The sequence below is a fragment of the Candidatus Lokiarchaeum ossiferum genome (genome assembly GCA_025839675.1).
Lineage (GTDB): Archaea > Asgardarchaeota > Lokiarchaeia > Sigyniarchaeales > Promethearchaeaceae > Lokiarchaeum > Lokiarchaeum ossiferum.
On record CP104013.1, the window covers coordinates 2,878,612 to 2,901,466 of the forward strand.

Sequence of the window (22,855 nt, forward strand, 5' to 3'; positions counted from 1 at the left end):
ATTTTTTATATCTTACAAAGAATACCATGACGCAACTTTTTTGAATTTTCCCTCATTTGAAGGAATAATTAATGTTTTAGAATCTAGGAAATGATGGTCAAAAATGGAAAAAATGCGAATTGGGATTTTAACTGGAGGAGGAGATTGCCCCGGATTAAATGCTGTTATTTACGGAGCTCTATTACGAGCATATCGTGAAAAAAACATAGATGTGGAAATGGTCGGGATAATAAAAGGGTGGAAAGTCTTTGCAATGAATAAAGAAGATATTACACCTGAAATGGTAGATCATTATACACAGGTTTTAGAAATTGGGGAATTGGATGATTTGCATACAAAAGGAGGGACGATTCTTTATACTTCTCGAACTAATCCTTTCAAAGCTCTAGCAAAAATCAAGGATCCTCAAGAGAAGGAAGCAAAATCGATTGAAATCGGCAAAGATCTCGCATCCAAATTTAAAATTTTAGGGATTGATGCGTTAATTAGTATTGGAGGAGATGATACCCAAGGAGTTGCTGCCGCGATGTACAAATATGGTAATGCAAAAGTCTGTGGATGCCCAAAAACGATTGACAATGATTTAGCTGGAACAGATTTCACCTTCGGGTTTTTCAGTGGAGCCCAACTTGCCAGCAATACCCTCGATAATTTAACCACAACAGCTCATTCCCACCAAAGGATTTTTATAACCGAAATTATGGGACGCGATGCAGGATGGTTAACCTTGTATAGTGGTTTATCTTCTGGAGCGGATATTATTTTGCTTCCAGAAACTCCCTTCGATTTTGAAAAAAATATTGTTGATGTATTAAAAAAACGGGCAAATTCGGGCTATAAATACCACATGATTGCATGTTCTGAAGGTGCTTATCCTACAAAAGAATCTCTTGAGAGAGATTTCACCGTCATCACTCAAGAAGATATCGACAATTTACCTAAAGATTCCTTTGGTAACCCTGAACTACCAAAATTGGGAATTGCAGACAAAATTTCGAAAGAATTAAAGAATCGAGAAGATCTAATGAAATATTTCAATGATCGTCATGCTCATTATGAAATTCGGTCTGTTGTATTAGGACACACTATGCGAGCGGGTACCCCAAATGTGTTTGATCGCGTTCTTGGGTTAAGATATGGATGGCATGCTTGTGATTATATTTTACAAGGGGATTATGGAAAGATGGCCGCTTTGAAAGGAACAGAAATTGTCCCTGTGGATTTAGTACAAGGTTCGAAAAAGGGATTAATTGATCCAGATTCAGATTTAATTCAAATTCGTAATGCGATGACAAGTGTGAAACACAAATCCAAAGAAAAATTATTCAATTAATTTTTTCCTTCTCTTTTTTCACAACATTTTGTAGATTCGATTTGTAATGAAACACTATTAAGGTTGATTTTTTAAATTAAATACAAGTGATATATTATGAGTGATGATAAGAATAAACCTACAACCGAAGAGGATGCACCAACTAAATCGCCTTTACTTTCAGCAGAGAAAGCAGAAGTTGCGAAAAAAGTCATTGTAAAGTCAATTCTTTGGATAACTATGCTCGGATTATTTGTAACCGTAATCGGAGGCATTTGGGCAATTGGAGATATATTTTCTCAAGAGAAATTCTCAAATTTCACAGAATTAACAATTCAATCACAGTTATTTATAACTGGTTTAATATTGTTAGGTATTTTCTTCTTAGTTCTGTTTTTAGTTGTGCTGTATAAGCGTGGAAAGAAGAATTTAATGGAAAGTCTTTTCAAGGAAGCTCCAGAAAAAGAAGTGAAAACTGCAGATGAGTATTTACCTGCAAAAATAATTACTGCAGGTGCTTTAATTTCATTTTTCACAATATTTGTTGGTTTAATAGTCGCATTTCTTATGTTTTTAATTGATGCAACAGTTTTTACTGACGAGTTAGGTTTTTGGAGTTTCATGAGAGAATTAACCGGAGGTTCCATAGTTTTGATAATTGGACTAATTGTTCTTCTCTTAGATGGGTTAATATATGGTATGATTTATATTTGGCAAAATGGATATTATCTTCTAATCAACAAAATCCTACGTTATAACCAGAAAGTAGAAGAAATTCATGATTTTTCAAAGAATGAACGGATTACAGGCAAAATTGTTTTTGGAATATTGGTTTTGATTCTTGTTGGAATCGTATTTGGTATTGTGTGGACTATAATTGAATCATTTTCAAGCGATTGGGGAACGACATTCCGTGAAGATTATATCTTTGGGGTTCAATTATCAATAATTGGATTTTTTGGAACTCTATCATTTGGAACCATGATATCAGCTATGTTTATCTATAAATGGGGGAACAATGTGATTATGAAAGCACTTTTTATCCAATATACCCCTAAAGCTACTACTGAAGATAACCTTCCAGCTAAAATTCTCGCAGTTGGGATATTAATCGCCATCGTTTTACTTGCTTCATCTCTGATCATTTGGATAATCACTTTGATCATCGATGCCTTAAGTTCTGGAAGCGGAGAAAATATTTTTGCAGCACTGGCTGCTTTGAGTGGAGGGTTGGCTTTACTTGCATATTCACTCATTACCGAAATATTTGTGATTTTAATACTGCTTTTTATTTTCTTCCTCCATAATGGTTACGCTTTCACTCTTCTAAAAATAATGAAAACAGAATCAATTATTGATTCTGGATTAGAAGAAAGCAAAATTCGAGCTCAAGAAAAGAAACAACAGCGTTTGAAGAAACGGGAAGAGAAGAAAACAGAAAAAAAGCCCTCTAAAAAGTAATTTGAGATTTTATCTCATTTTTTTTCATCTTTATCATTACAATATTAAATAAATTGCAGTATTCCATTAGTTTTATTCCTTGAAGTATCGAGAAAAATTCAAACTGAAATCAAACTAGTAGTTAAAGTAAAGATAGCTCCGCGTGTTTAAATCAACATATCCCCATCATTTATATGGATTGGATCTTTTCAAATCACGAAACCATTTCTACCAAAAATCTTCCGATTTACATTAATGATACGTGATAATAATGAGTGACCCACGAAAAACACCTCTTTCAGCCATGCATGAAAAACTAGGGGGAAAGATGGTTGATTTTGAAAACTGGTATATGCCAGTTAAATTTGATGGAACAAGTGTCAGTGATGAACACTTATGGACTCGTGAACATTGTGGAATCTTTGATATTTGCCACATGACCGAATTCATGCTTGAAGGTCCAGATTGCATTCCATATCTAAAACATATGATGTCAAATAGTATAAATATTGTTGATAATCAAGCACAATACCAACATATGTGCTATCCAGAGGGAGGCGTTGTCGACGATTTATACATCTACCGAGAATCTGCAGAAAAATTCCGAATCATTGCCAATGCTCAAACATATGAAACCGAAGGAAAAGATTTCAATTGGTTAACTGAACATATTGAGAACTTCAAAGTATCTTTGGAAGATTTATCTCTTAAACGAGCAAGATTTGCCGTTCAAGGGAAAGAAACAATAAAACTATTAAATCCATTGACCGATGTAGATTTATATCCTATGAAACGTTTTAGATGGACCTATGCCAATCTTAAAACATCCGAGGGAGATATCCCAATATTTTGTTCACGAACAGGATATACTGGAGTAGATAATAATAAAACTGGTGAGGAAGCAATTGCCTCCTACGAAATATCTTGTGATGCTAAATTTGCTGAACTCCTATACCAAACATTCCTAGATATGGGAGCAAAACCTATAGGTTTAGGAGCGCGCGATTCATTACGATTGGAATGTTGTTTTGCACTTTATGGCAATGATATCAATCGAAATATCACTTCTATTGAAGCTAATCTTGGTTGGGTTGTTAAACCGAAGGAGGACGCTCATTTTATTGGTGAAGAGGTGTTATTGAAACAAAAAAGTGAAGGAACTGCACGAATAAGTGTAGGGTTAAATTTAGTTGGTAAAGGTATTTTGCGGGATGGATATAAGATTTTTGCAGGTTCAAATGAAATCGGTTTTATCACATCTGGGGCTTATGGACCAAGTGTTGGCAAAACGATTGCCCTTGCATTAATTAAAAAAGAATATTCTAAAGTTGGAACAGAATTAGAAGTAGAAATTCGATCCAAACGGAAAAAAGTGGTAGTTGTTACAACTCCATTTTGGAAACAAGAATAAACATGATCAATACCGATCATCTTAATATCTAAAAGATATAAATGATCTTTAATTTGAAAATTTAATACTTAACTTTTTTTTTTTGTAATAAAAAACTAGGTGAATTACATGGTTAACATCCCAGAAGATTTAAAATATGCTGAAACCCACGAATGGGTGAAAGTTGAAGGCGATATCGCCATTGTCGGAATTTCAGACCACGCTCAAGACCAATTAGGTGAAATAGTATTTGCTGAATTACCTGAAGTCGGAGATAATGCAACTGCCGGAGAAGGAATTTGCAATTTAGAATCTGCTAAAGCTGTTGGTGAAATCAAAGCACCAATTTCTGGAGAAGTCATCGAAGTGAATGAAGATCTTGATGATGAACCAGAAAAAGTCAACTCAGATTGTTATGGTGAAGGTTTCCTTTACAAATGCAAAATTGCTGATGCTGGTGAATTAGACAAGCTTTTAGATGCAGCTGCCTATAAAGGTACACTTTAAAACTTAAATAATTCAAATTTGAATTCTTTTTTTTCTTTCCACCATTTTTCTTAAATACGTGATGTCCATTCTAAATTGAGAAAGAGGCCAAAAAATTGGATTACGTTCCCCATGATAAAAAAACAATGGAAACCATGCTAGCCAAAATTGGCGTATCAAGTATGGAAGAATTGTACGAAGACATTCCTAAAAGTTTACTTTTAGAGAAATTAAATTTACCCGAAGGTTTATCTGAAGCAGATCTATTAAAAAGAATGACTGTTTTATCAAAAAAGAACCACTTATATCGAACCGCCTTTATTGGAGCAGGATCTTATTATCATTTTATCCCAAGTTTAGTGGATTATGTCATAAGTAGAAGCGAATTTTTTACCGCTTACACCCCCTATCAAGCAGAAGCATCACAAGGATTTCTCCAAGCGATTTATGAATACCAATCCGCAATAACCCGCCTAACTAAAATGGATGTGACCAATGCATCAATGTATGATGTTGCAAGTGCTTTTGCAGAAGCAGCAACCATGTGTACTTTTGCGACACGCAAATCTAGAATTTTAATGCTTGAAGGAATGCATCCAGAATACATTGAAACGGTGAATACTTATTGCTGGGGTCGAAATATTCAGACTGAAATAGTACCCTTAACCAAATTGGAAGAATCTCTCAATGATGATTGTGCAGGATTTCTCTTTCAGAGCCCTAATTTTTATGGAGAAATCGAAGATATTTCTTATTTAACAAAAATTGTTCGGGAAAAAGCAAAAAAATGTAAGATTGTTTATGGAATGCCAGATCCAACTTGTTTAGGTATATTGAAAGCACCTGGAGATTATGATATTGATATTTTTGTATCAGAAGGGATGGGTCTTCCACCATCTTTTGGAGGACCAAATCTTGGAATCTTTGCTACAACTTCAAAATTGATGCGAAAAATGCCCGGTCGTGTTATTGGTGTCACAAAAGAAATTAATGGAGAAGGAGAAGGATTTGTTCTCACCCTACAAGCAAGAGAACAGCATATCCGGCGAGAAAAAGCACTTTCCAATATTTGTTCCAATCAATCGTTGTGTATGCTGGCTTGCCTAGTATACATGGTTTGTTTAGGAAAAACAGGGTTGAAGCAAGTTGGAACCCAAAATATTCAAAAAGCAAATTATGTAAAGCGGGAAATGGCAAAAATTCCAGGATACAACCTTAAGGAATCACGGGCTACGTACAATGAATTTGTCATTGAATGCCCTAATGTAGATAAGTTCATAGGAAAATGTAAAGAAAATGATATATTACCTCCATTACCTCTTTCTCATTATTTTCCAGAACGATCTTCAGAAGTTTTAGTATGTGTTACTGAACAAAATTCAAAAGAAGATATTGAACTCTTCCTACGGGTTGCTAAGGAGGCAGCCCTTTAAGAAAGGTGATTATTATGAATAAAATTCAACTCATTTTTGAAAAGGGGTATGAAACCACAAAAAATAACTTCGTACCTCAAATGGATATCGACGAAATTCCATTAACAGAATTACTCACTTCAGATAACTTACGGACTGATGAAATAAATATTCCAGATATCCCTGAATTTGAAATTGTTCGCCATTTTACAAATTTAAGTCAAAAAAATTATGCAGTGGATTCAGGCATCTATCCTTTAGGTTCCTGTACTATGAAATATAATCCACGGATAAATGAAAAAACGGCTCGTTTACCTCACTTTGCAAATATTCATCCCCTCCAAGAAGAGAATGAAGGGGCAATTGAGTTGATCTATAATTTAGGAAAGGATCTTTGCGAAATTTGTGGTATGGATGCATTTACTTTGAATCCTGCTGCAGGTGCACAAGGAGAACTCACAGGAATCCTCATTTTCAAAAAATATTTTGAAGTAAGGGGCGAAAAGAAAACAAAAATCATTGTACCTGACAGCGCTCATGGAACTAACCCTGCAAGTTCAGTAATGGCAGGTTTTGACATCATTGAAATTAAATCTGATGAAAATGGTGAACTTCCTTTGGATCAACTGGAATTTGCGATGCAGGAAGGGGATGTGGCGGGCTTGATGCTTACAAATCCTAACACTGTAGGGATGTTTGATAGAAATATTCTTCAAATTACGGAGATTGTGCATAAATATGGAGGGCTTTGCTATTATGATGGCGCAAATTTAAACCCAATTCTTGGAATGTGCCGCCCAGGAGATATGGGATTTGATATCATCCATTTGAACCTACATAAAACCTTTTCCACACCTCATGGCGGCGGTGGCCCCGGAGCTGGACCAGTTGGAGTAAAAGCAGATTTAATTCCTTATCTCCCATGTCCACAAGTGATCTCTACTGAAAAAGGGTTAGCTTGCATGGACAATGAGGAAACTACGATTGGGCGTTTACGAAGTTTTTGGGGAAATTTTGGTGTTTTGGTGAGGGCTTATACCTATATTTTAGCATTAGGGGCAGAAGGATTAAGACGGGCGGGTCAAAATGCAGTTTTAAATGCAAACTACCTCAGAGTTTCACTCCATGAGAAATATGCCGTACCTTATGACCGAATTTGTATGCATGAATTTGTAATAGATGCCCATCTTCCAAATGGTGTAAATGCCGAAGATGTTGCTAAGGCACTTTTAGATCGTAAATTATATGCTCCCACTTCTTATTTTCCATTGATAGTTCATGAAGCATTGATGGTAGAACCTACAGAAACGGAAAATAAACGTGAATTAGACCGATTCATTGAAGCCATGCTCGAAATATATGAAGAAACTATAAATAATCCAGAGCATCTCAAATCGGGCCCACATAATTTGGATGTTGGGAGATTGGATGCTACGTTAGCTGCTCGAAAACCCCATCTAAAAGATTAACACTTTTTCTTTTCTTTTTTTCCTAATTTATATTGATAGTTTTACTCTAAAATCACACTTTTTTTTAAGCATGAATTAATCATTTTATTGATAACTTTGAAGAGTGATACTTCCGGGATAGTATTCGATATCAAGAAATTTGCTATCCATGATGGCCCAGGAATAAGAACAACAGTATTTTTCAAAGGATGTCCTTTAAAATGTGAATGGTGCCACAATCCCGAAAGTCAGAAACATGAAATAGAACATATCTTAAAAAATCCTATTGACTCTCTTCATAACGATAATTCTTACGAGCAGATTGGAAAAAAGATTAGATCTCTTGATTTAATTGATGAAATTAAGAAAGACGTATTATTTTACGATGAATCGGATGGAGGAGTTACCTTTTCAGGGGGGGATCCTCTATCTCAACATGAATTTCTGAAATCTTGTCTTCAATTGTGCAAAGAAAATGAAATTCACACAGCTCTTGACACCGCAGGTTATCTTTCTTGGTCAAAACTCAAAGAAATTATTCCATTAGTTGATTTGGTTTTATACGATCTCAAATTTGTTGATGAACCGAAGCATAAAAAATATACTGGTGTATCAAACAAATTGATACTCGAAAATTTGTCCAACCTTTCGGCCATGAACAAGGCAGTTTGGATAAGAATTCCAATAATTCCCACTCTTAATGATACAGAAGATGAAATTCACCAAATGATAAACTTTATCTCACGATTAAATAATATCGGGAGCATTGATCTCTTGCCCTTTCATAAAATAGGTAAAAATAAATATCAACGTCTAAACCTTCCATATAAAATGGAAAATTTTTTTGAACCATCACTTGATAGAATGGAAGAATTAAAAAGAAAATTTGAGACCCTAAATATTCCTGTTAAAATTGGAGGTTAAAATTATATGAATCAACGAATTCAAGCATTGAGAACTCAAAGTCGTACCGCTATCCCAACATTATCTCTTGAACGAGCAAAATTGATGACAGAATTTTATAAATCTGGAGCAGGACACAAATTAAGCCCTCCTATGGCAAGAGCAGAATCTTTTAAATATCTTATGCAAAATAAGACAATTTGTATTAATCCAGGGGAATTAATAGTAGGAGAACGAGGGCCCAGCCCAAAAGCAACATCGACTTATCCTGAAATTTGTTGCCATACTCTTCAAGATTTGGAAATTTTAAATAATCGGGAGAAAATATCTTTCAAGGTGACAGATGAAGATAAGAAATTAACTACATCGACCGTACTCCCCTTTTGGAAAAATCGATCAATTCGTGATAAAATTTTTGCACAGGTGGATCCTGAATGGATTGAAGCTTATGATGCAGGAGTTTTTACAGAATTTATGGAACAGAGGGCTCCAGGCCATACAGTCGCAGGGAAACAATTATTTACCAAAGGATTTTTGGATTTCAAAGAGGATATCAAGGAGAGTATAGCAAATTTAGATTTCTTTAATGATGCCGAAGCCTTTGCAAAGCGAGAACAATTACAAGCAATGAATATTGCTGCAGATGCAATTATAATTTATGCCAAACGCCATTCAGATCTAGCTCGATCATTAGCTAACACAGAAGTAAATCCCACTCGAAAATCTGAACTTTTAAAAATTGCCGCAACTTGTGATTATGTTCCAGCTCATGCACCAAGGACCATGTGGGAAGCCTTACAACATTATTGGTTTGTTCATTTAGGTGTTATAACTGAATTAAGTACTTGGGATTCATTCAATCCAGGAAGATTAGATCAACACCTCATTCCATTTTATCGGATGGAAATCTCAAAGGGTACCCTTACAAAAGAGTTTGCAAAGGAATTACTCCAAGCTTTCTGGGTGAAGTTTAATAACCAACCAGCACCCCCAAAGGTGGGAGTTACCGCTGAAGAATCTAACACATATACAGATTTTTGCAACATTAATGTGGGGGGACTTAAGGAGGATGGTTCAGATGGAGTAAATGAACTCTCTTATATGATTTTAGATGTAATTGAAGAGATGCGTTTGCTCCAACCGAGCTCAAATGTGCAGATTAGTAAAAAGACACCAAATCGTTTTCTCAATCGAACTTTAGAAATCTTGAAAACGGGATTTGGACAACCTTCGATATTTAATACGGATGCAATAATCCAAGAATTAACACGGCAAGGAAAAGACATAATCGATGCTAGAAATGGTGGAGCAAGTGGATGTGTTGAAATTGGTGCTTTTGGTAAGGAGGCTTATATTCTAACAGGATATTTCAACCTTGTTAAAATTTTAGAAATAACATTGCATAATGGGACTGATCCACGTACGGGAAAACAAATTGGAATTCAAACCGGAAATCCTCAAGATTTTTCTACATTTGACATATTTATGAAAGCTTTTGAGAAGCAGGTGAAACATTTTGTGGATATAAAAATCAAAGGCAATATGGTGATTGAACAATTATGGGCTCAAAATCTTCCAGCAGTCTTTATGTCTATATTCGTTGATGATTGTATAAAAACCGGAAAGGATTATAATGCGGGTGGTGCCCATTACAATACATCCTATATTCAAATTGTTGGTATGGGGTCCATAACAGATTCACTTGCTTCAATCAAACATCATATTTTTGATAAGCAGACACTTTCAATAGAAGAAATGATTAGTATTTTGGATTCTAATTTTGTACAGAATGAAAAATTGCAGCAAGATTTTCTTCTAAATACTCCAAAATATGGGCAAGATGATGAATATGCAGATGATATTCTTCATGATGTTTTTGAAATCGTATATAATTCCATAAATGGGAGACCGAATTCAAAAGGGGGTGTTCATCGTATTAATTTGCTCCCCACAACTGTTCATGTTTATTTTGGCTCAGTTATAGGAGCGACTCCAGATGGGAGATTCGCAAGCAGGCCACTTTCAGAAGGAATTTCTCCCGTGCAGGGAACTGATATCAAAGGACCAACAGCTGTCTTAAAGTCTGCAGGTAAAATTGATCATCTTAGAACAGGTGGAACCTTACTGAATCAAAAATTCACGCCAAGCCTAATGAAAGATGAAAGTGGCATCAAAAAAGTTGCACATTTAGTACGAAGCTACTTCAAAATGGATGGGCATCACATTCAATTCAATGTGGTTTCTGCTGAAACTCTTCGCGCTGCTCAAAAAAATCCTCAAGATTTTCGAAATTTAATAGTTCGAGTCGCTGGTTACAGCGATTACTTCGTTAATCTTGGTTCAGATTTACAAGAAGAAATAATTAAACGAACAGAACATAAAGAATTCTAAAATATAATCAAGATCATCTTTTTCCCATTTCCCTCCCATTTAAAAAGTTACATTCAAAAACTTTCCGCTTTTAGTAATATTAACATTCCGAAAATATTCATTTTTTCGAATATTTTTTTAAAATAATATTAATTCTCTGAGGAATCAATTATGGCAGAAAACAAATTAGATCTTGCATATTTAGAAAAATTATGTAATGCATTTGGCCCTTCCGGTCACGAACGTGAAGTTCAAAAAATGGTTTTAAACTACGGTAAGCCCCTAGCGGATGAAGTTTTATTTGATAAAACTGGATCAGTTATTTTCAAACGCGGAACTTCGGGTCCTAAAATCATGCTTGCTGGACATGCTGATGAAATTGGCTATCTTGTTCAAAGTATTGAAAAAAATGGATTTCTAAAAATCTCCAATCTGGGAGGTATTTTTCCAGGAAACTTGATTGGTCATGAAATTCTTATCCGACCATTCAAAGGGGGGGAAAAAATCATTGGAATCACCACCAATGGTTCTTTAGCTGGGCCACATAAAGACAAAATTCCTAAATTGAGTGATCTTTTTGTTGATATTGGATGCGCTACTGATGAAGAAGTGAAGGAATTGGGAATTCGAGTTGGAGATCCTGCCGTTCCTTACGCAGTATATCGATCTTTAACCCGAAAACGAAAGGAAAAGAAAAAAGATGCCAAACCTGATGAAGAACCAGAGATAAAGGAAGCACGTTTGGCAGTAGCAAAAGCATTTGACGATCGGATAGGTGTGTTTATGGCACTTGAAGTAATGCGACGATTGTCTGATGATCACATTTCCCATCCCAATATTGTTTATGCCGCATCCACAACCCAAGAAGAAGTGGGATGTAGAGGAGCTCGAACAGCTGCACAATTAATTCAACCAGATATTGGATTTTCACTTGATGTAACTATTTGCGGAGGAGGACCAGGAGCAAAGTCTATTGAACAAAAAATGGGGAAAGGCGTTGCTGTAGGAGTTTATGATAGTTCTATGATTGCAAATCCAGTTTTCCGAAGGTTTGTTATGGAACTTGCAGAAGAAAAGGGTATTCCTTGTCAAACAGGATTTTTAAATAGAGGGGGAACTGATGCAGGACAGATACATCTTTCTGGAATTGGAGCACCATCGTTATTTTTCGGTATTCCAACCCGTTATGTGCATTCCCATCATGCAATGTTAGATTTAGATGATGTTGAAGGCGCCATTCAACTATTAATCGAGTTAATTAAAAAATTGGATGAAAAAACTGTTGCTAGTTTTACCACTTTATAAGAAATCATGAGATTTCTTTCTTTATTTTTCCCTTTTTTCAAAATTCATTTTGATCTGTCGATATTTGAGACAAAATTTTAATCAATTTCAAATTAGGGGTCGAAAGTAGATACTTATACAACCGATTTTGAGGATAAATCATACAATATTTGGAATTTTTTAAATCACGTAAAAAATTCAAAATGAATCGGGTTGAGAAAAACTTAGCGGAATGAAGGTCAAAAATCATGTTCCTTACGAAAGATTTTGTCAAAGTATCTGAAAAACAGACTATTGAAGAAATAAAACCATATTTTTTACTTAACAAGTTTTTGATTTGAGGTAAGTAAGATTGTTCTTCAGAAGAATGAGAAGTATCCAAGCTTTCAAGAGTTAGAGAATTCGAATCGATTTTGGTTACTTCTTCTAAAACACCTTGTGAAAATCTCAATAAAACCAATGAAAACTCTGAAAGATCAAATCTCGAGGAAAATTTGGCTAAGTTTTGTACATTATTCCCTAAAATAAGGAGGATTTTCCCCTCAGAACCTATTTGGTGAATCATTGCATTATTTAGTAATGATGGAATTGCCCAAAAGGCAATTTTTCTTGGATTAATAGTCAAATTTCGAGCATACTTTGAATATCGGAAAAGTTCTCGCAAAATTTTAGGTTTGGGATAGCAATTCCAATCTGTCCCATAATTTTTGTAACAGGATAACATTTTCTCTCCTAACAAATTCCATCGATCTTTGGTAGAAGGAAAGGGCGTTTGAAAGAGATCTTCTAAATATTGGACAATAGATTTGACTTGAAACATGAAATTAAAAGAAGTATGGTAGGATTTCTTTAAATATTTCATAATTTTTGCATCCCTTTCAACAAAATCTTCACAAGATAATATTGTTTCTGGAATTTTACATGGAGTTATTATGAAGCGACTATACCGCTTAATTAATTTCAAAGCAAAATAATAGTCTGATCCTTTGAAAGTAAGAGAAAATGATTCATTCGGTGCCAAAGTTTCAATATACCGATAGAATGACTCATATTTAAAATTTCCAAAAAATTGATGACTTGAGGTTAAGAAATCTAGTCCCACAGATTTTGGAAAATATAAAAATTGATTTTGGCTTTGTGCATCAATTAGTCGATCTATAAAATAACCCATCAAAGCAAAAATACTGCACGCTGGAGAAGATGTTTCATTATTTCCGGATTTTTCAACAAATTTTTCCAAAAGAGTTTCAGAGATAACATGAATATTTCCGAGATCGCTCCCAAATTTTTTTTTTATAAAAGGTGTTAATTTTTCAAAGGTTGTTTCAAGATGATAAATTGCATCTTCTTCCAAGGATAACTCCTTAACATCCAAAGTTACCATTTCTTTAACCATATTAAATTGGTTGACTGTATGAAGATATGCGCGTAAAATGACACCATTTGTATCCACAACAAATTCTATCGATACTGGGTTCTGGTTCAAAAAGAGAGCATAGAAATCAGCCCATAATTTATGAAATAAGATCGAATTCGTCTCTAATTCAAGAAATGGCAGTTTTATCACAATGTTGGATAGAATTTGAACCTTGGAATATTCTTGTGCAGTTGATAAATGCTTATGCCAAGTAACAAAGTACTCATGTATTTTTTTTTGAAGATTTTTTGATTTTATCGAATCTATTTTACTCATTTGACTTTTCTCCTTCCGGTTTTTCTTCTTGAGTATCTTTAGAAACTGATTCTGGTAAAAGAACTGATTCGGATCTTAGGGATTTTTGTTTTGAGTAGTTTTTTTTTTCAATTTTCAGGTTATCAATTTGAGGTTGAAACTTAGGTTTCAGTTCTTCCAATGCATTCTTTCGATTCTGTTTGTACTTCTGAATTTGCTCTTTATATGTTTGTTTAGCAAGTTTAAGCTCAGATTTAATCTGAGGTAATATTGGACGATTTATCTCGGTGATTTTTGCCTTTAATTTAGATCTTTGTTGTTTTTGCTGAATCGTTCTTTCCTTTTTATCAAATTCTATAAAATTATAGACCGTTTTCATACTATCCAAAAATGTAGTAAGCGTCGGGATCATCTTGGAAGGGATGAAATTTGCGATTGTCAGCATATTCTGTAAACCTATTGGTTGATAATTAGAAAGTTCCACTACTTTAGAATTTAAAACAACATCAGGTGCTTTGTTTTGAATTCGTAACTTTTCGTGTTTATATGATAGATCGAGACGGATCCTTTCTAATTTGTAATGAAAACTTATAGTTGATTTTTCTAACTTCTTTTTCTTTTTCAATTTTAGGAGTTTTAGAGAAGGAGTCTGCTCTTTTTCTTCAATCATTGATATTTGATGATCAATTTTGGACTGAAATAATTCATTTTTTCTTCTTAATTTTGCCTGTTTTCCAATAATTGCTCGTTCTAACTCATCCCCATCCAAAATTCGAGTGACTCCAGTTTCAAAACCAAGAATTTCAAGAGGTTCTTTTAAAGAACTTTTAAGAATTGAGCGAAATGCATAATCTTGAGTCGATTGAATTGCAGAGTTCCCAAATACTACAATATATTCTTTACCCGTAAAATTCGGTTCTGGAGGATTTTCTCCTGCAAGTAAGATCCAATCTCCAACATTATAAAGATCTTTGAATAAAATTGTTTGAAATCGTAAGAGTAGGAGGTAGAGTGTGTGATGATCGGCAACACTCAGATTTCCAAGATGAAGGGAAAGTCCAGGAAGCTTAAAAAGGTTTAAATCTTTTGGAATAGGCTTGATATCGAGTTTTGCGATATTTTCAGGAGTTTTTACCACATTATTTCCTGAAGATGCGAATTTTTCTTCATTTATTTGTTTTAAGAAGGGATTTTGCTTAGGATCAAACCCTAAATCAATTAATGTTTCCCAATCCAACGTTAAACAATCATTTCCAAAATAAACCCGATGTAAATGTGTTGTTTTAATTCTCTTTCCTATACATGGCCCATTCTGTTCTATAATGGAAAATCCATCGTTAATAAAAAGTAAGGGTTTTTCTTTAGATAAACTTTGAGAGGGGCGATCAATCCATTCTTGATAAGTCTCAGGGGATTTACTTGTATTTGAATTGCTAAAAACCGAGAATAGAGGAAGAGATGCCCAAAATCCGAATAAAGGATCTTGCTTAAGCTGGGATAAAAGAACAATTGAATCAATTTGTGAAAAGAGAGAAAGATTTGGTTCGTTTATTACCTCACTTGGCTCAAGGGTTGGATCTGTCTCACCATCAAGATTTTGGGAAATTTTTTGATCGAAAACATCTGATCTATCAACCAAAATTGCATTATGGTGGTTTATCCAAGTTTTTAACCCATAATTTGAGAGAAGAGCATCAGAACTATAGCCATTGAAAACAACAGGAAGCACATAGATTTCAGATATTCCTCGAGATTTTAAGAAATTTATTAGAACAACTAGAGAATCGGGATTGAAGGATACAGGAAAAGGTTGTGGAATCAACATATCAACTACAATTAAAACCTTACCCTTACTTGGAATAAAACCTCCTTTTTGCTCTAAAAGTCTCAATCCATCAATTATGGTTTTTTCGAGTGAATTATTTTCTGAGATAATTGTGATGCCCATTTTTTAATCCTTTAAATCGTTCTTATTTATTCAAATGTCGTTTCCAAATAAGAATTTTTCACAAAAACTAATTAGAAAAAAATTTACTTTTGATCATATCGAGTTTTAACTAATCCCGCTTGCGCTTGATATTCGCCATAAGCTTTACCTGCTTTTGCCAATTTTCCAATAATATGTGAAATTCTAGGATCAATAATTCCTGGATTTTCATTTTCAAAAGGTGTCCCAGGGAGAGGCATAAAAGTATGGGTATGAATGCGGACATTTTTCACCTTGTTAGTCAGAACTTGATTAAAAAATGAAATATTCGCTTGAATATCTTCCTCAATCTCACCAGGTAACCCAAAAATGAAATCAATTTCTGCACCTATCCCAAATTCATCCATAAGATCGACAGCGGTGATGACATCTTCGATGTTATGTCCCCTTGCTATTGATTTCAAGAGACGATTGGAAGCAGTTTGAGCCCCAATCAATAATTTTCGATTTGTCATTAAAGGTGTGACAATTTCCAGCATTTCCCGAGTTACAGATTCAGGCCTAACTTCACTTGGAAAAGTACCAAAATATATGCCTTTAATAGAATTTTTTTGCGAAATTCCAGTTAGTAATTCTTGTACCGCTTCTATGTTTGGTGTAATTCCATTTGGAGAACCGTATGCAAATGCGTTGGGTGTTAAAAACCATACTTTATCAAATTTTATTTCGGACGCTCTTTTAACATTTTGAAGAATGGTTTGAATGGGAACATGTCGCATTTTATTTGAGGAACACCCTGTTTGACAAAATTTGCATCGATAAGGACATCCTCGAGAAATTTCAATGGGTCCAAAGAGACGGAATTTCTCTGAAAATGAGGGAGTGACCCCTAATTCAATAATTTTTGCAGGTAATCCAGGTGAATATTGAGGTTTCAGTTGGATCACCCCATTTAGCATAGGATAGTTAAGGAGATCTTGTGAAGCATTATATAAAGTATGTAATAATTGAGAAAATCCAATTTCACCTTCCCCTGGAATAAGGAAATCAACATTAAGGTTTTGAAATTCTTGAGGTGATGCCGTTACATGAGGACCTCCTGCCACCGTAAAGATTTTTGGATGAAATTGGTTGAAAAAATATGGAGTGGATTTACTAAACTCTTTAAATTGATTCATTTGAATTGACAACAACGAAAAAGCTAGAACTACAAAATCATAGTTTTGAAATGGAATTTCCTTAATTTTTGAAGAATGTTGAGGAGATTTATAAAGTTGAAACGGTAAAGCAATAAAATCGTAGTTTTCCATCAGCTGGGAATTATTTTCTAAATATCCCATCAAAATGCTCCATGAATACCGGTTTGGTTTGTCATACCCAAATAATACCAATCCTTTCTTGATCACATGAAATCCAAACCATTCCTTAAATAAAGAATTTTTGAAGAGACTGTTGGAGAAAAAAACTAAAACTGGAATGCTTCTTAATAAGTTTCTAATAAGGATTCCTTAAAAGTATGCAACGGTTTTACATCATGATTATTGAAAAAAGAGATGGCTAACCTGAATCTTTCGGAAGAATTAACAAACTCAGCAAAAATTCTTGAACAAAGAATTGGCATGCAAGCAATTATTTCAAAGATCTCTTCTCTATTTATAAGCTGTCCCTTTGATCTTGTTGATGAAAACATCGAAAAATCATTAGAAATTATAGGTAAGTTTACAAAAGTTGATACATGCCATGTGATTATTCCAAATGAGGATAACAACCACAGCCTAGTTTTTGAATGGCACGATAAATCAGTAGAATCAACCAAACAAGTATTTGAACATGCAATTTTATCGGAAAAAATCTTTCAGAATAACCTACTGATAAATCCACTTTTTGTAGCACAAACGAGCAAATTTAATTTTCCTTCTCCCAAGTTGAAGCAAATTTTTACGAATTTAGGAATACTGTCTTTCCTTATTGTCCCTATGAAATATCTCGGTAAAAATTTTGGGTTTATTACATTATCCAATTCTACCCATAAAAGAACTTTAGATCCAAAAAATCAAGCATTGGTTAACTCAATTGCAGAGATATTTGTTTCAAAAATAATAACAAAAAAATTAGAAGAAGAGAAGCAAGAACAAGAACTTAAATACCAAAATCTATTCAACAATATGGTTAATGGGTTCTCCTATCACAATGTAGTCTTTGATGCCAATGACGAACCCATAGATTTTATTTATGTGGATGTCAATCCTGCATTTACAATTTTAACGGGTAGATCTCGTGAAGAAGTGATTGGTAAGAAATTATCGGAAATCAGTCCAAATTATTTGAAAGTACTGAAAAAACATTATTATAAAGTTATAGTCGATAAATTTAATCTTACTTACGAGTATTATTCAAGTTCTATTGACAAATGGTTTTTGGTTAATTCTTACTCACCGGAAGATGGATATTTTGTTAATATATTTAATGATATTACAGAACGTAAAATAGCAGAACAAAAGCTTCAACAAAACGAAGAATGGTTTCAAGATGTTCTCAAGAATGCCTTGGATGCATCGTACAGAATCAATTACATTACTCACAAAGTGGAGTATATTTCCCCAGTTTTTACCAAAATGACAGGAATATCAACAGAAAGTTTTAATTATCAAGATTTTAAAGCGCGAATTCATCCAACAGATTTTGAACACCAAGAAACTTACTTTTATGAAGAAATTAGAAGAAATCCAAGTTCGAAAATTCCATTGAAGATGAAATATAGGTTTAAATGCTATGGAGATAATTATCTTTGGTTGGAAGACAATTTTACTTTAATTGTGGATGAAAAAAGGCAGCCTTGCTATTCAATTGGTACACTTAGAGACATTCATCAACAAACTGAAGCAGAAAGAAGGTTAAAACGGAGTGAACTAAGATTTCGGGAGGTTTTGGAACACTCATCAGATGTAATTTATCGAATTGCATTTAAAACAAGAAAATTTGATTTTATTTCACCCTCAATTGAAGTTAATTTAGGATATACAGTAAATGAAATATTAAATCTCAATTTTAATGATTCTCTTGCATTAATTCACCCAGAAGATCGACAATTAGTAAATAACAAGATGAAACAATTATTAAATGAGAAGAAACACGAAAATACCATTAATATTCAATATAGGCTTAAAAACAAACAAAATAGCTATATTTGGGTCAATGAAAATCGGACGTCTATACGCAATAAAAAAAATAAGATTATATTTATTTTAGGAGTATTTAGAGATGTCACAGATCAATTAGAATTAGAAAAAGAACGATTACGAGCAGATAAAATTGAATCAATTGGACTCTTGGCAGCCGGAATCGCCCACGATTTTAATAATCTACTCGTTTCAATATTAGGGAACGTAAATTTATTACAAATGACTCAAATAGATGAGGAACAATCAGATATATTACACGATATTGAACAGGGCACTTTTAACGCAACTAATTTAACAAAACAACTATTAACATTTGCAAAAGGCGGAGCCCCTATAAAGAAAAGTGAAAATTTGAAAGATATTGTTGAAAATGCCACAAAATTTGTTTTAAGGGGATCAAAATGCCGAGCAACTTTCAATTTTGAATCAAATCTTCCCCAAACCGCTATTGATGCAGGACAAATGAATCAAGTTCTTATGAATTTACTTATCAATGCCGATCATGCAATGAGTGAGGGAGGAGTGATTCAGATTACAGTCAAATCAACATTGTTAGAAGAATCATCAAGTATACCTCTAAAAAAGGGAAAATATCTTCTGATTGAGATTAAAGATCAAGGAAAGGGAATCAAGCCAATACACAAAGATAGCATATTTAAACCATACTTCACAACAAAATCTAAAGGATCGGGGCTGGGATTGGCGACTTGTTATTCCATCATCAAACAGCATAATGGCTACATTAATTTTCGCTCCAATCTTCAAGAGGGAACAACATTCTTTTTCTACCTCCCGATTTCAGAGTCAGAAACGATTAAAGCTAATGAAGAACAACAAATATCGAGTAAAATCAATAAATCTATTTTAGTTTTAGATGATGATGCCAACATTCACAAGCTTCTGCAACGTTTATTCAAGAAACTCTCAATTAAACTCGATTCTATTTATGATGGAAAAGAGATATTAGAAATTTATAAGAAAAAAGACTCAATGGGAGAAAAATATGATTTAGTGATCATGGATTTAACTATTCCGGGAGGGATTGGAGGACAAGAAGCAATTTCCCGGCTTAAATCATATGATCGGAATGTTAAAGCAATTGTTTCCAGCGGATATTCAAATGATCCCATCATGTCAAATTATGAAAAATATGGTTTTATTGATGTTCTTCCGAAACCTTTCACGATTCAGGAATTAAAAACCATCATCGAAAAACATTGTTAAAAAAATGGTAGATAGAAATCACTTAGGGGAATAACATCATTTAAATTCCATTTGAACTAAACTATGTTTAATGGGGAAATTATCACTTATTATTTTACCAGAAACTTATGCTATTTGCAGGCTCTCCCCTCACGAAAACATTCCGAAACCAAAAAACCAAGATCATTTCTTTTCGGTAACTCAAACAAACCAGGAAATATCGGTCGTATTAGATGAACGTGATGTTTCACCCGATTGTAGTACAGTTGAATTAGGTTGGCGATGTTTAAAGATTGACGGTCCGTTATATTTCAGTCTTATTGGCATTCTGGCATCAATAGCAGTACCTCTTGCAGAAGCGAAGGTCAGCATTTTTACAATTTCAACTTTTGACACTGATTATCTACTAGTAAAAAGTAGAGATCTCCAAAAGGCGAAAGAGGCGTTAAATAAAGCCGGATTTAATATAAATCATTAAAATTGTCGAAAAAAAATTATCTTTCATCCCACGATGGAACGTCTTCATTCACACAATAAAGAAATACGAAAGTCCCCGTGCGCCCTAGCCATTTAAATTTTTTAGAGATTTCTTTATTCTTTTCAGGATATACTAAGTTTCTTAAAGAGTGCAGATATTCTGCGAAGGATCCAAATTGACTGACAATTTCATTAAATATTCTTGCATTTTCAACAGTGGCCCGGATTTTACGGATATTTCGAATAATTAAACTCGATTCTAATGCAGCAAAAATTTCATCTTCACCCCACTTAGCTATAATTTGTGGATCAAAATTTAGAAAGACTTTCCTAAAACCTTCCCATTTACTTTGAACAACTTTATACGAGAAACCGGCTTGAAATACAGCTTTGGTGATCTGTTCAAAATATTCCTGATCAATTTCAGGAGTTATTCGGGGAGGTATGATTAATTCAGGCATTTTTACACCTTGAGGGTTTTATCAATCGATCCATCGGGTAACATATTATCTGGATGAATTTGTCCGTTATTTTCCATTTGATACCGAACACATTTGGAATTAGCAACCAAACAATAATTATTAACCCAAGTGGAGTCTAATAAGCCCTTATCAGTATAATACTTGATAGGACATATCAAATACCATTTGCATACTGATTCGGGCACGTTGAACACCTAATTTATATTAAAAAAATTAAAGGAAATTTCGATTGCGGAGGAATTTTTCAATCCGATTGAAGCCTTCTTCCAGCTTTTCATCGCTGGTGGCATAAGATATGCGGAGGGAATCATTAGAATAGCTTCCAAATCCACTGCCAGGGACACAAGCAACTTTTTGTTCTTGAACTAGAGCATTCGAAAATTCATCTCCATCCATACCCCATTCTGGGTTTAACTTAGGCATAATATAAAAAGCACCTTTGGGCATATCTACAATGAATTTCATTTCTTTCAATCTTCGAACACAAAATTGACGTTTACGGTCATATTCTTCGATTATCTCTGGAATATTCATGCGATCAACATGTTTTAGCCCTTCTATAGCACCATATTGAACCGGATGATTGACTCCCGCGGTTGTATATTGAATATATTTTTCCATATTAATGATTATTTCTTCACTAGCGGCAATATAACCTAATCTTAATCCTGTAGCCCCAAAGGTTTTACTAAGCGCGTTTAAGGTAATAGTGCGATCTTTCATTCCCTCATAGGATGCAGGGCTGATATGAGTCATTCCATCAAAATAGAATTTTTCATAGACTTCATCGCTAACAAGATAGAGATCATGTTCTAATACAAGGGCAACTATTGCATCCATTTCTTCCTTGGAAAATGCATACCCTGTTGGATTACTCGGAGAATTAATGAGAATAAATTTGGTTTTTGGAGTGATTGCATTTTTAATTCCCTCAATATCTGGAGAATAATTGTTTTTGGCAGGTACTTCCACACATTTTATTCCATAGTAATCCGCTAAATGATAATAGCTTAAAAAAGCAGGACTGGACAAGATCATTTCATCCCCTGGATTCGTTAAGACAGCATAGGCTAATTGTAAAGCTTGACTCCCTCCATTTGTAACAATTGTGTTTTCGGGTTTGACCCAGGACATATTATTTTCGTTTTTAAATTTGTAAGCAATGATTTCCCGCAATTGAGGAATTCCTCGGGCAGGAGCATATTGTGTTTTATGTTCTCGGAGAGCTTTGATAATGGCATCATTCATATAATCGGGAGAGGTAAAATCAGGTTGACCAATTCCAAAACTGATCGCATCAGATCCAGATTTTAGAAGCATATCGAATAATTTGCGGATCTTGGATTTTTTTGAATTTAAAATAGCTTGGCTTAATTCCTTCATGATGGTTAATGATAGGTGCGAAGATTTTAAAAAGCTTGGTGGGTTTAATTTGGGAATTCCAATTTTTAACTCAAAAAAAACTCAAATAATTGATGTGGTAATTACAAAACAGTCATGGATTTTTATATTTGTAGTGTTCTTAGATAGTTGGTTTATTTTTGTTTACAAAAAAAATGCTTTCGAAGATGAAAAAAACATGCGACGTCTTGTATGGGGAACTGTAATCGGGGCTATGATCGGGCTTTTAATTTTAGCAGTAACTAACAACCCTTTTGTGATTGTTGGGTATTTTGGACTCTACTTATTGGCAGTAGTCACAATTTTTCAACATTTTTATGAAAAAATTCGAACTACTGAAATTTTACAAACAACGGAACAATCTTCACTGAACGAAAACTAATTTTTTTTATTTTATTGATTTCTTCCCGAAATTTTTTTCGCTTTTATTCCAAAAAAAAGCCATATATCTCTAAAATCCCTTAGA

General features: G+C 34.1%; 18 protein-coding genes. 12 read left to right on the forward strand and 6 right to left on the reverse strand.

The features are described from left to right. Window positions 1–103 precede the first annotated feature (103 nt). The 9 genes from NEF87_RS12115 to NEF87_RS12155 all read left to right on the forward strand — a co-directional run bounded on the left by NEF87_RS12115 (window position 104) and on the right by NEF87_RS12155 (window position 12,066). A complete protein-coding gene (locus NEF87_RS12115) occupies window positions 104–1,333 on the forward strand; it encodes a 6-phosphofructokinase (RefSeq protein ID WP_457920009.1) in 1,230 nt (409 codons plus the stop codon). A gap of 96 nt (window positions 1,334–1,429) precedes the next feature. Continuing rightward, complete coding sequence (locus NEF87_RS12120; protein ID WP_457920010.1) at window positions 1,430–2,773, forward strand: hypothetical protein; 1,344 nt, start codon at window positions 1,430–1,432, stop codon at window positions 2,771–2,773. Window positions 2,774–3,023: 250 nt separating this feature from the next. Then, window positions 3,024–4,163 (forward strand): glycine cleavage system aminomethyltransferase GcvT, encoded by a 1,140-nt coding sequence (gcvT, locus tag NEF87_RS12125; RefSeq protein ID WP_457920011.1) that lies wholly within the window; start codon window positions 3,024–3,026, stop codon window positions 4,161–4,163. Window positions 4,164–4,271: 108 nt separating this feature from the next. Continuing rightward, window positions 4,272–4,649, forward strand: coding sequence for a glycine cleavage system protein GcvH (gene gcvH, locus NEF87_RS12130; protein ID WP_371801625.1), 378 nt, complete (start codon window positions 4,272–4,274; stop codon window positions 4,647–4,649). A gap of 95 nt (window positions 4,650–4,744) precedes the next feature. Then, entirely contained in the window at window positions 4,745–6,061 is a 1,317-nt protein-coding gene (gene gcvPA / locus NEF87_RS12135; RefSeq protein WP_457920012.1) for an aminomethyl-transferring glycine dehydrogenase subunit GcvPA, read from the forward strand. A gap of 14 nt (window positions 6,062–6,075) precedes the next feature. Continuing rightward, window positions 6,076–7,509, forward strand: a complete 1,434-nt coding sequence (gene gcvPB, locus NEF87_RS12140) for an aminomethyl-transferring glycine dehydrogenase subunit GcvPB (protein WP_457920013.1) — start codon at window positions 6,076–6,078, stop codon at window positions 7,507–7,509. 96 nt (window positions 7,510–7,605) lie between these two features. Further along, window positions 7,606–8,412, forward strand: a complete 807-nt coding sequence (locus NEF87_RS12145; protein WP_457920014.1) for a glycyl-radical enzyme activating protein — start codon at window positions 7,606–7,608, stop codon at window positions 8,410–8,412. A gap of 6 nt (window positions 8,413–8,418) precedes the next feature. Further along, entirely contained in the window at window positions 8,419–10,782 is a 2,364-nt protein-coding gene (gene hypD, locus NEF87_RS12150) for a trans-4-hydroxy-L-proline dehydratase (protein ID WP_457920015.1), read from the forward strand. Between the two features lie 150 nt (window positions 10,783–10,932). Beyond that, window positions 10,933–12,066: a M42 family metallopeptidase gene (locus tag NEF87_RS12155; protein ID WP_457920016.1), complete on the forward strand. Its 1,134-nt coding sequence runs from the start codon at window positions 10,933–10,935 to the stop codon at window positions 12,064–12,066. A gap of 37 nt (window positions 12,067–12,103) precedes the next feature. Here the strand turns inward: NEF87_RS12155 and NEF87_RS12160 are convergent, their stop codons facing one another. From NEF87_RS12160 to NEF87_RS12170, 3 genes are all read right to left on the reverse strand, one after another. Further along, window positions 12,104–13,738, reverse strand: coding sequence for a hypothetical protein (locus tag NEF87_RS12160; RefSeq protein ID WP_457920017.1), 1,635 nt, complete (start codon window positions 13,736–13,738; stop codon window positions 12,104–12,106). Beyond that, a complete protein-coding gene (locus tag NEF87_RS12165) occupies window positions 13,731–15,665 on the reverse strand; it encodes a hypothetical protein (protein WP_457920018.1) in 1,935 nt (644 codons plus the stop codon). Before NEF87_RS12165 ends, NEF87_RS12160 begins: the two co-directional genes overlap by 8 nt. A gap of 83 nt (window positions 15,666–15,748) precedes the next feature. Then, complete coding sequence (locus NEF87_RS12170) at window positions 15,749–17,050, reverse strand: TIGR04013 family B12-binding domain/radical SAM domain-containing protein (RefSeq protein ID WP_457920019.1); 1,302 nt, start codon at window positions 17,048–17,050, stop codon at window positions 15,749–15,751. Window positions 17,051–17,197: 147 nt separating this feature from the next. On the opposite strand from NEF87_RS12170, the gene NEF87_RS12175 reads away from it, so the two are divergent. Further along, window positions 17,198–20,050: a hybrid sensor histidine kinase/response regulator gene (locus tag NEF87_RS12175; protein ID WP_457920020.1), complete on the forward strand. Its 2,853-nt coding sequence runs from the start codon at window positions 17,198–17,200 to the stop codon at window positions 20,048–20,050. 70 nt (window positions 20,051–20,120) lie between these two features. Beyond that, window positions 20,121–20,507, forward strand: coding sequence for an ACT domain-containing protein (locus tag NEF87_RS12180; RefSeq protein ID WP_371801634.1), 387 nt, complete (start codon window positions 20,121–20,123; stop codon window positions 20,505–20,507). A gap of 16 nt (window positions 20,508–20,523) precedes the next feature. Here the strand turns inward: NEF87_RS12180 and NEF87_RS12185 are convergent, their stop codons facing one another. From NEF87_RS12185 to NEF87_RS12195, 3 genes are read right to left on the reverse strand one after another with little or no spacing between them, the layout of a single operon-like run. Continuing rightward, window positions 20,524–20,967 (reverse strand): DNA-3-methyladenine glycosylase I, encoded by a 444-nt coding sequence (locus NEF87_RS12185; RefSeq protein WP_457920021.1) that lies wholly within the window; start codon window positions 20,965–20,967, stop codon window positions 20,524–20,526. Window positions 20,968–20,969: 2 nt separating this feature from the next. Further along, window positions 20,970–21,173, reverse strand: coding sequence for a uracil-DNA glycosylase (locus NEF87_RS12190; RefSeq protein WP_457920022.1), 204 nt, complete (start codon window positions 21,171–21,173; stop codon window positions 20,970–20,972). A 28-nt stretch (window positions 21,174–21,201) separates the two neighbouring features. Continuing rightward, window positions 21,202–22,371: a pyridoxal phosphate-dependent aminotransferase gene (locus tag NEF87_RS12195; protein WP_457920023.1), complete on the reverse strand. Its 1,170-nt coding sequence runs from the start codon at window positions 22,369–22,371 to the stop codon at window positions 21,202–21,204. Here NEF87_RS12195 and NEF87_RS12200 point away from each other — a divergent pair. Continuing rightward, window positions 22,370–22,771 (forward strand): hypothetical protein, encoded by a 402-nt coding sequence (locus NEF87_RS12200; RefSeq protein WP_457920024.1) that lies wholly within the window; start codon window positions 22,370–22,372, stop codon window positions 22,769–22,771. The two genes, NEF87_RS12195 and NEF87_RS12200, sit on opposite strands and share 2 nt — an antisense overlap. The last annotated feature ends 84 nt before the right edge of the window (window positions 22,772–22,855 follow it).

Coding starts and splice junctions, on each gene's coding strand:
- NEF87_RS12115 (WP_457920009.1), top strand. CDS start 104: ATGGAAAAAATGCGAATTGGGATTTTAACTGGAGGAGGAGATTGCCCC.
- NEF87_RS12120 (WP_457920010.1), top strand. CDS start 1,430: ATGAGTGATGATAAGAATAAACCTACAACCGAAGAGGATGCACCAACT.
- gcvT (WP_457920011.1), top strand. CDS start 3,024: ATGAGTGACCCACGAAAAACACCTCTTTCAGCCATGCATGAAAAACTA.
- gcvH (WP_371801625.1), top strand. CDS start 4,272: ATGGTTAACATCCCAGAAGATTTAAAATATGCTGAAACCCACGAATGG.
- gcvPB (WP_457920013.1), top strand. CDS start 6,076: ATGAATAAAATTCAACTCATTTTTGAAAAGGGGTATGAAACCACAAAA.
- hypD (WP_457920015.1), top strand. CDS start 8,419: ATGAATCAACGAATTCAAGCATTGAGAACTCAAAGTCGTACCGCTATC.
- NEF87_RS12155 (WP_457920016.1), top strand. CDS start 10,933: ATGGCAGAAAACAAATTAGATCTTGCATATTTAGAAAAATTATGTAAT.
- NEF87_RS12160 (WP_457920017.1), bottom strand. CDS start 13,738: ATGAGTAAAATAGATTCGATAAAATCAAAAAATCTTCAAAAAAAAATA.
- NEF87_RS12165 (WP_457920018.1), bottom strand. CDS start 15,665: ATGGGCATCACAATTATCTCAGAAAATAATTCACTCGAAAAAACCATA.
- NEF87_RS12175 (WP_457920020.1), top strand. CDS start 17,198: ATGGCTAACCTGAATCTTTCGGAAGAATTAACAAACTCAGCAAAAATT.
- NEF87_RS12180 (WP_371801634.1), top strand. CDS start 20,121: ATGGGGAAATTATCACTTATTATTTTACCAGAAACTTATGCTATTTGC.
- NEF87_RS12185 (WP_457920021.1), bottom strand. CDS start 20,967: ATGCCTGAATTAATCATACCTCCCCGAATAACTCCTGAAATTGATCAG.
- NEF87_RS12200 (WP_457920024.1), top strand. CDS start 22,370: ATGATGGTTAATGATAGGTGCGAAGATTTTAAAAAGCTTGGTGGGTTT.
- NEF87_RS12195 (WP_457920023.1), bottom strand. CDS start 22,371: ATGAAGGAATTAAGCCAAGCTATTTTAAATTCAAAAAAATCCAAGATC.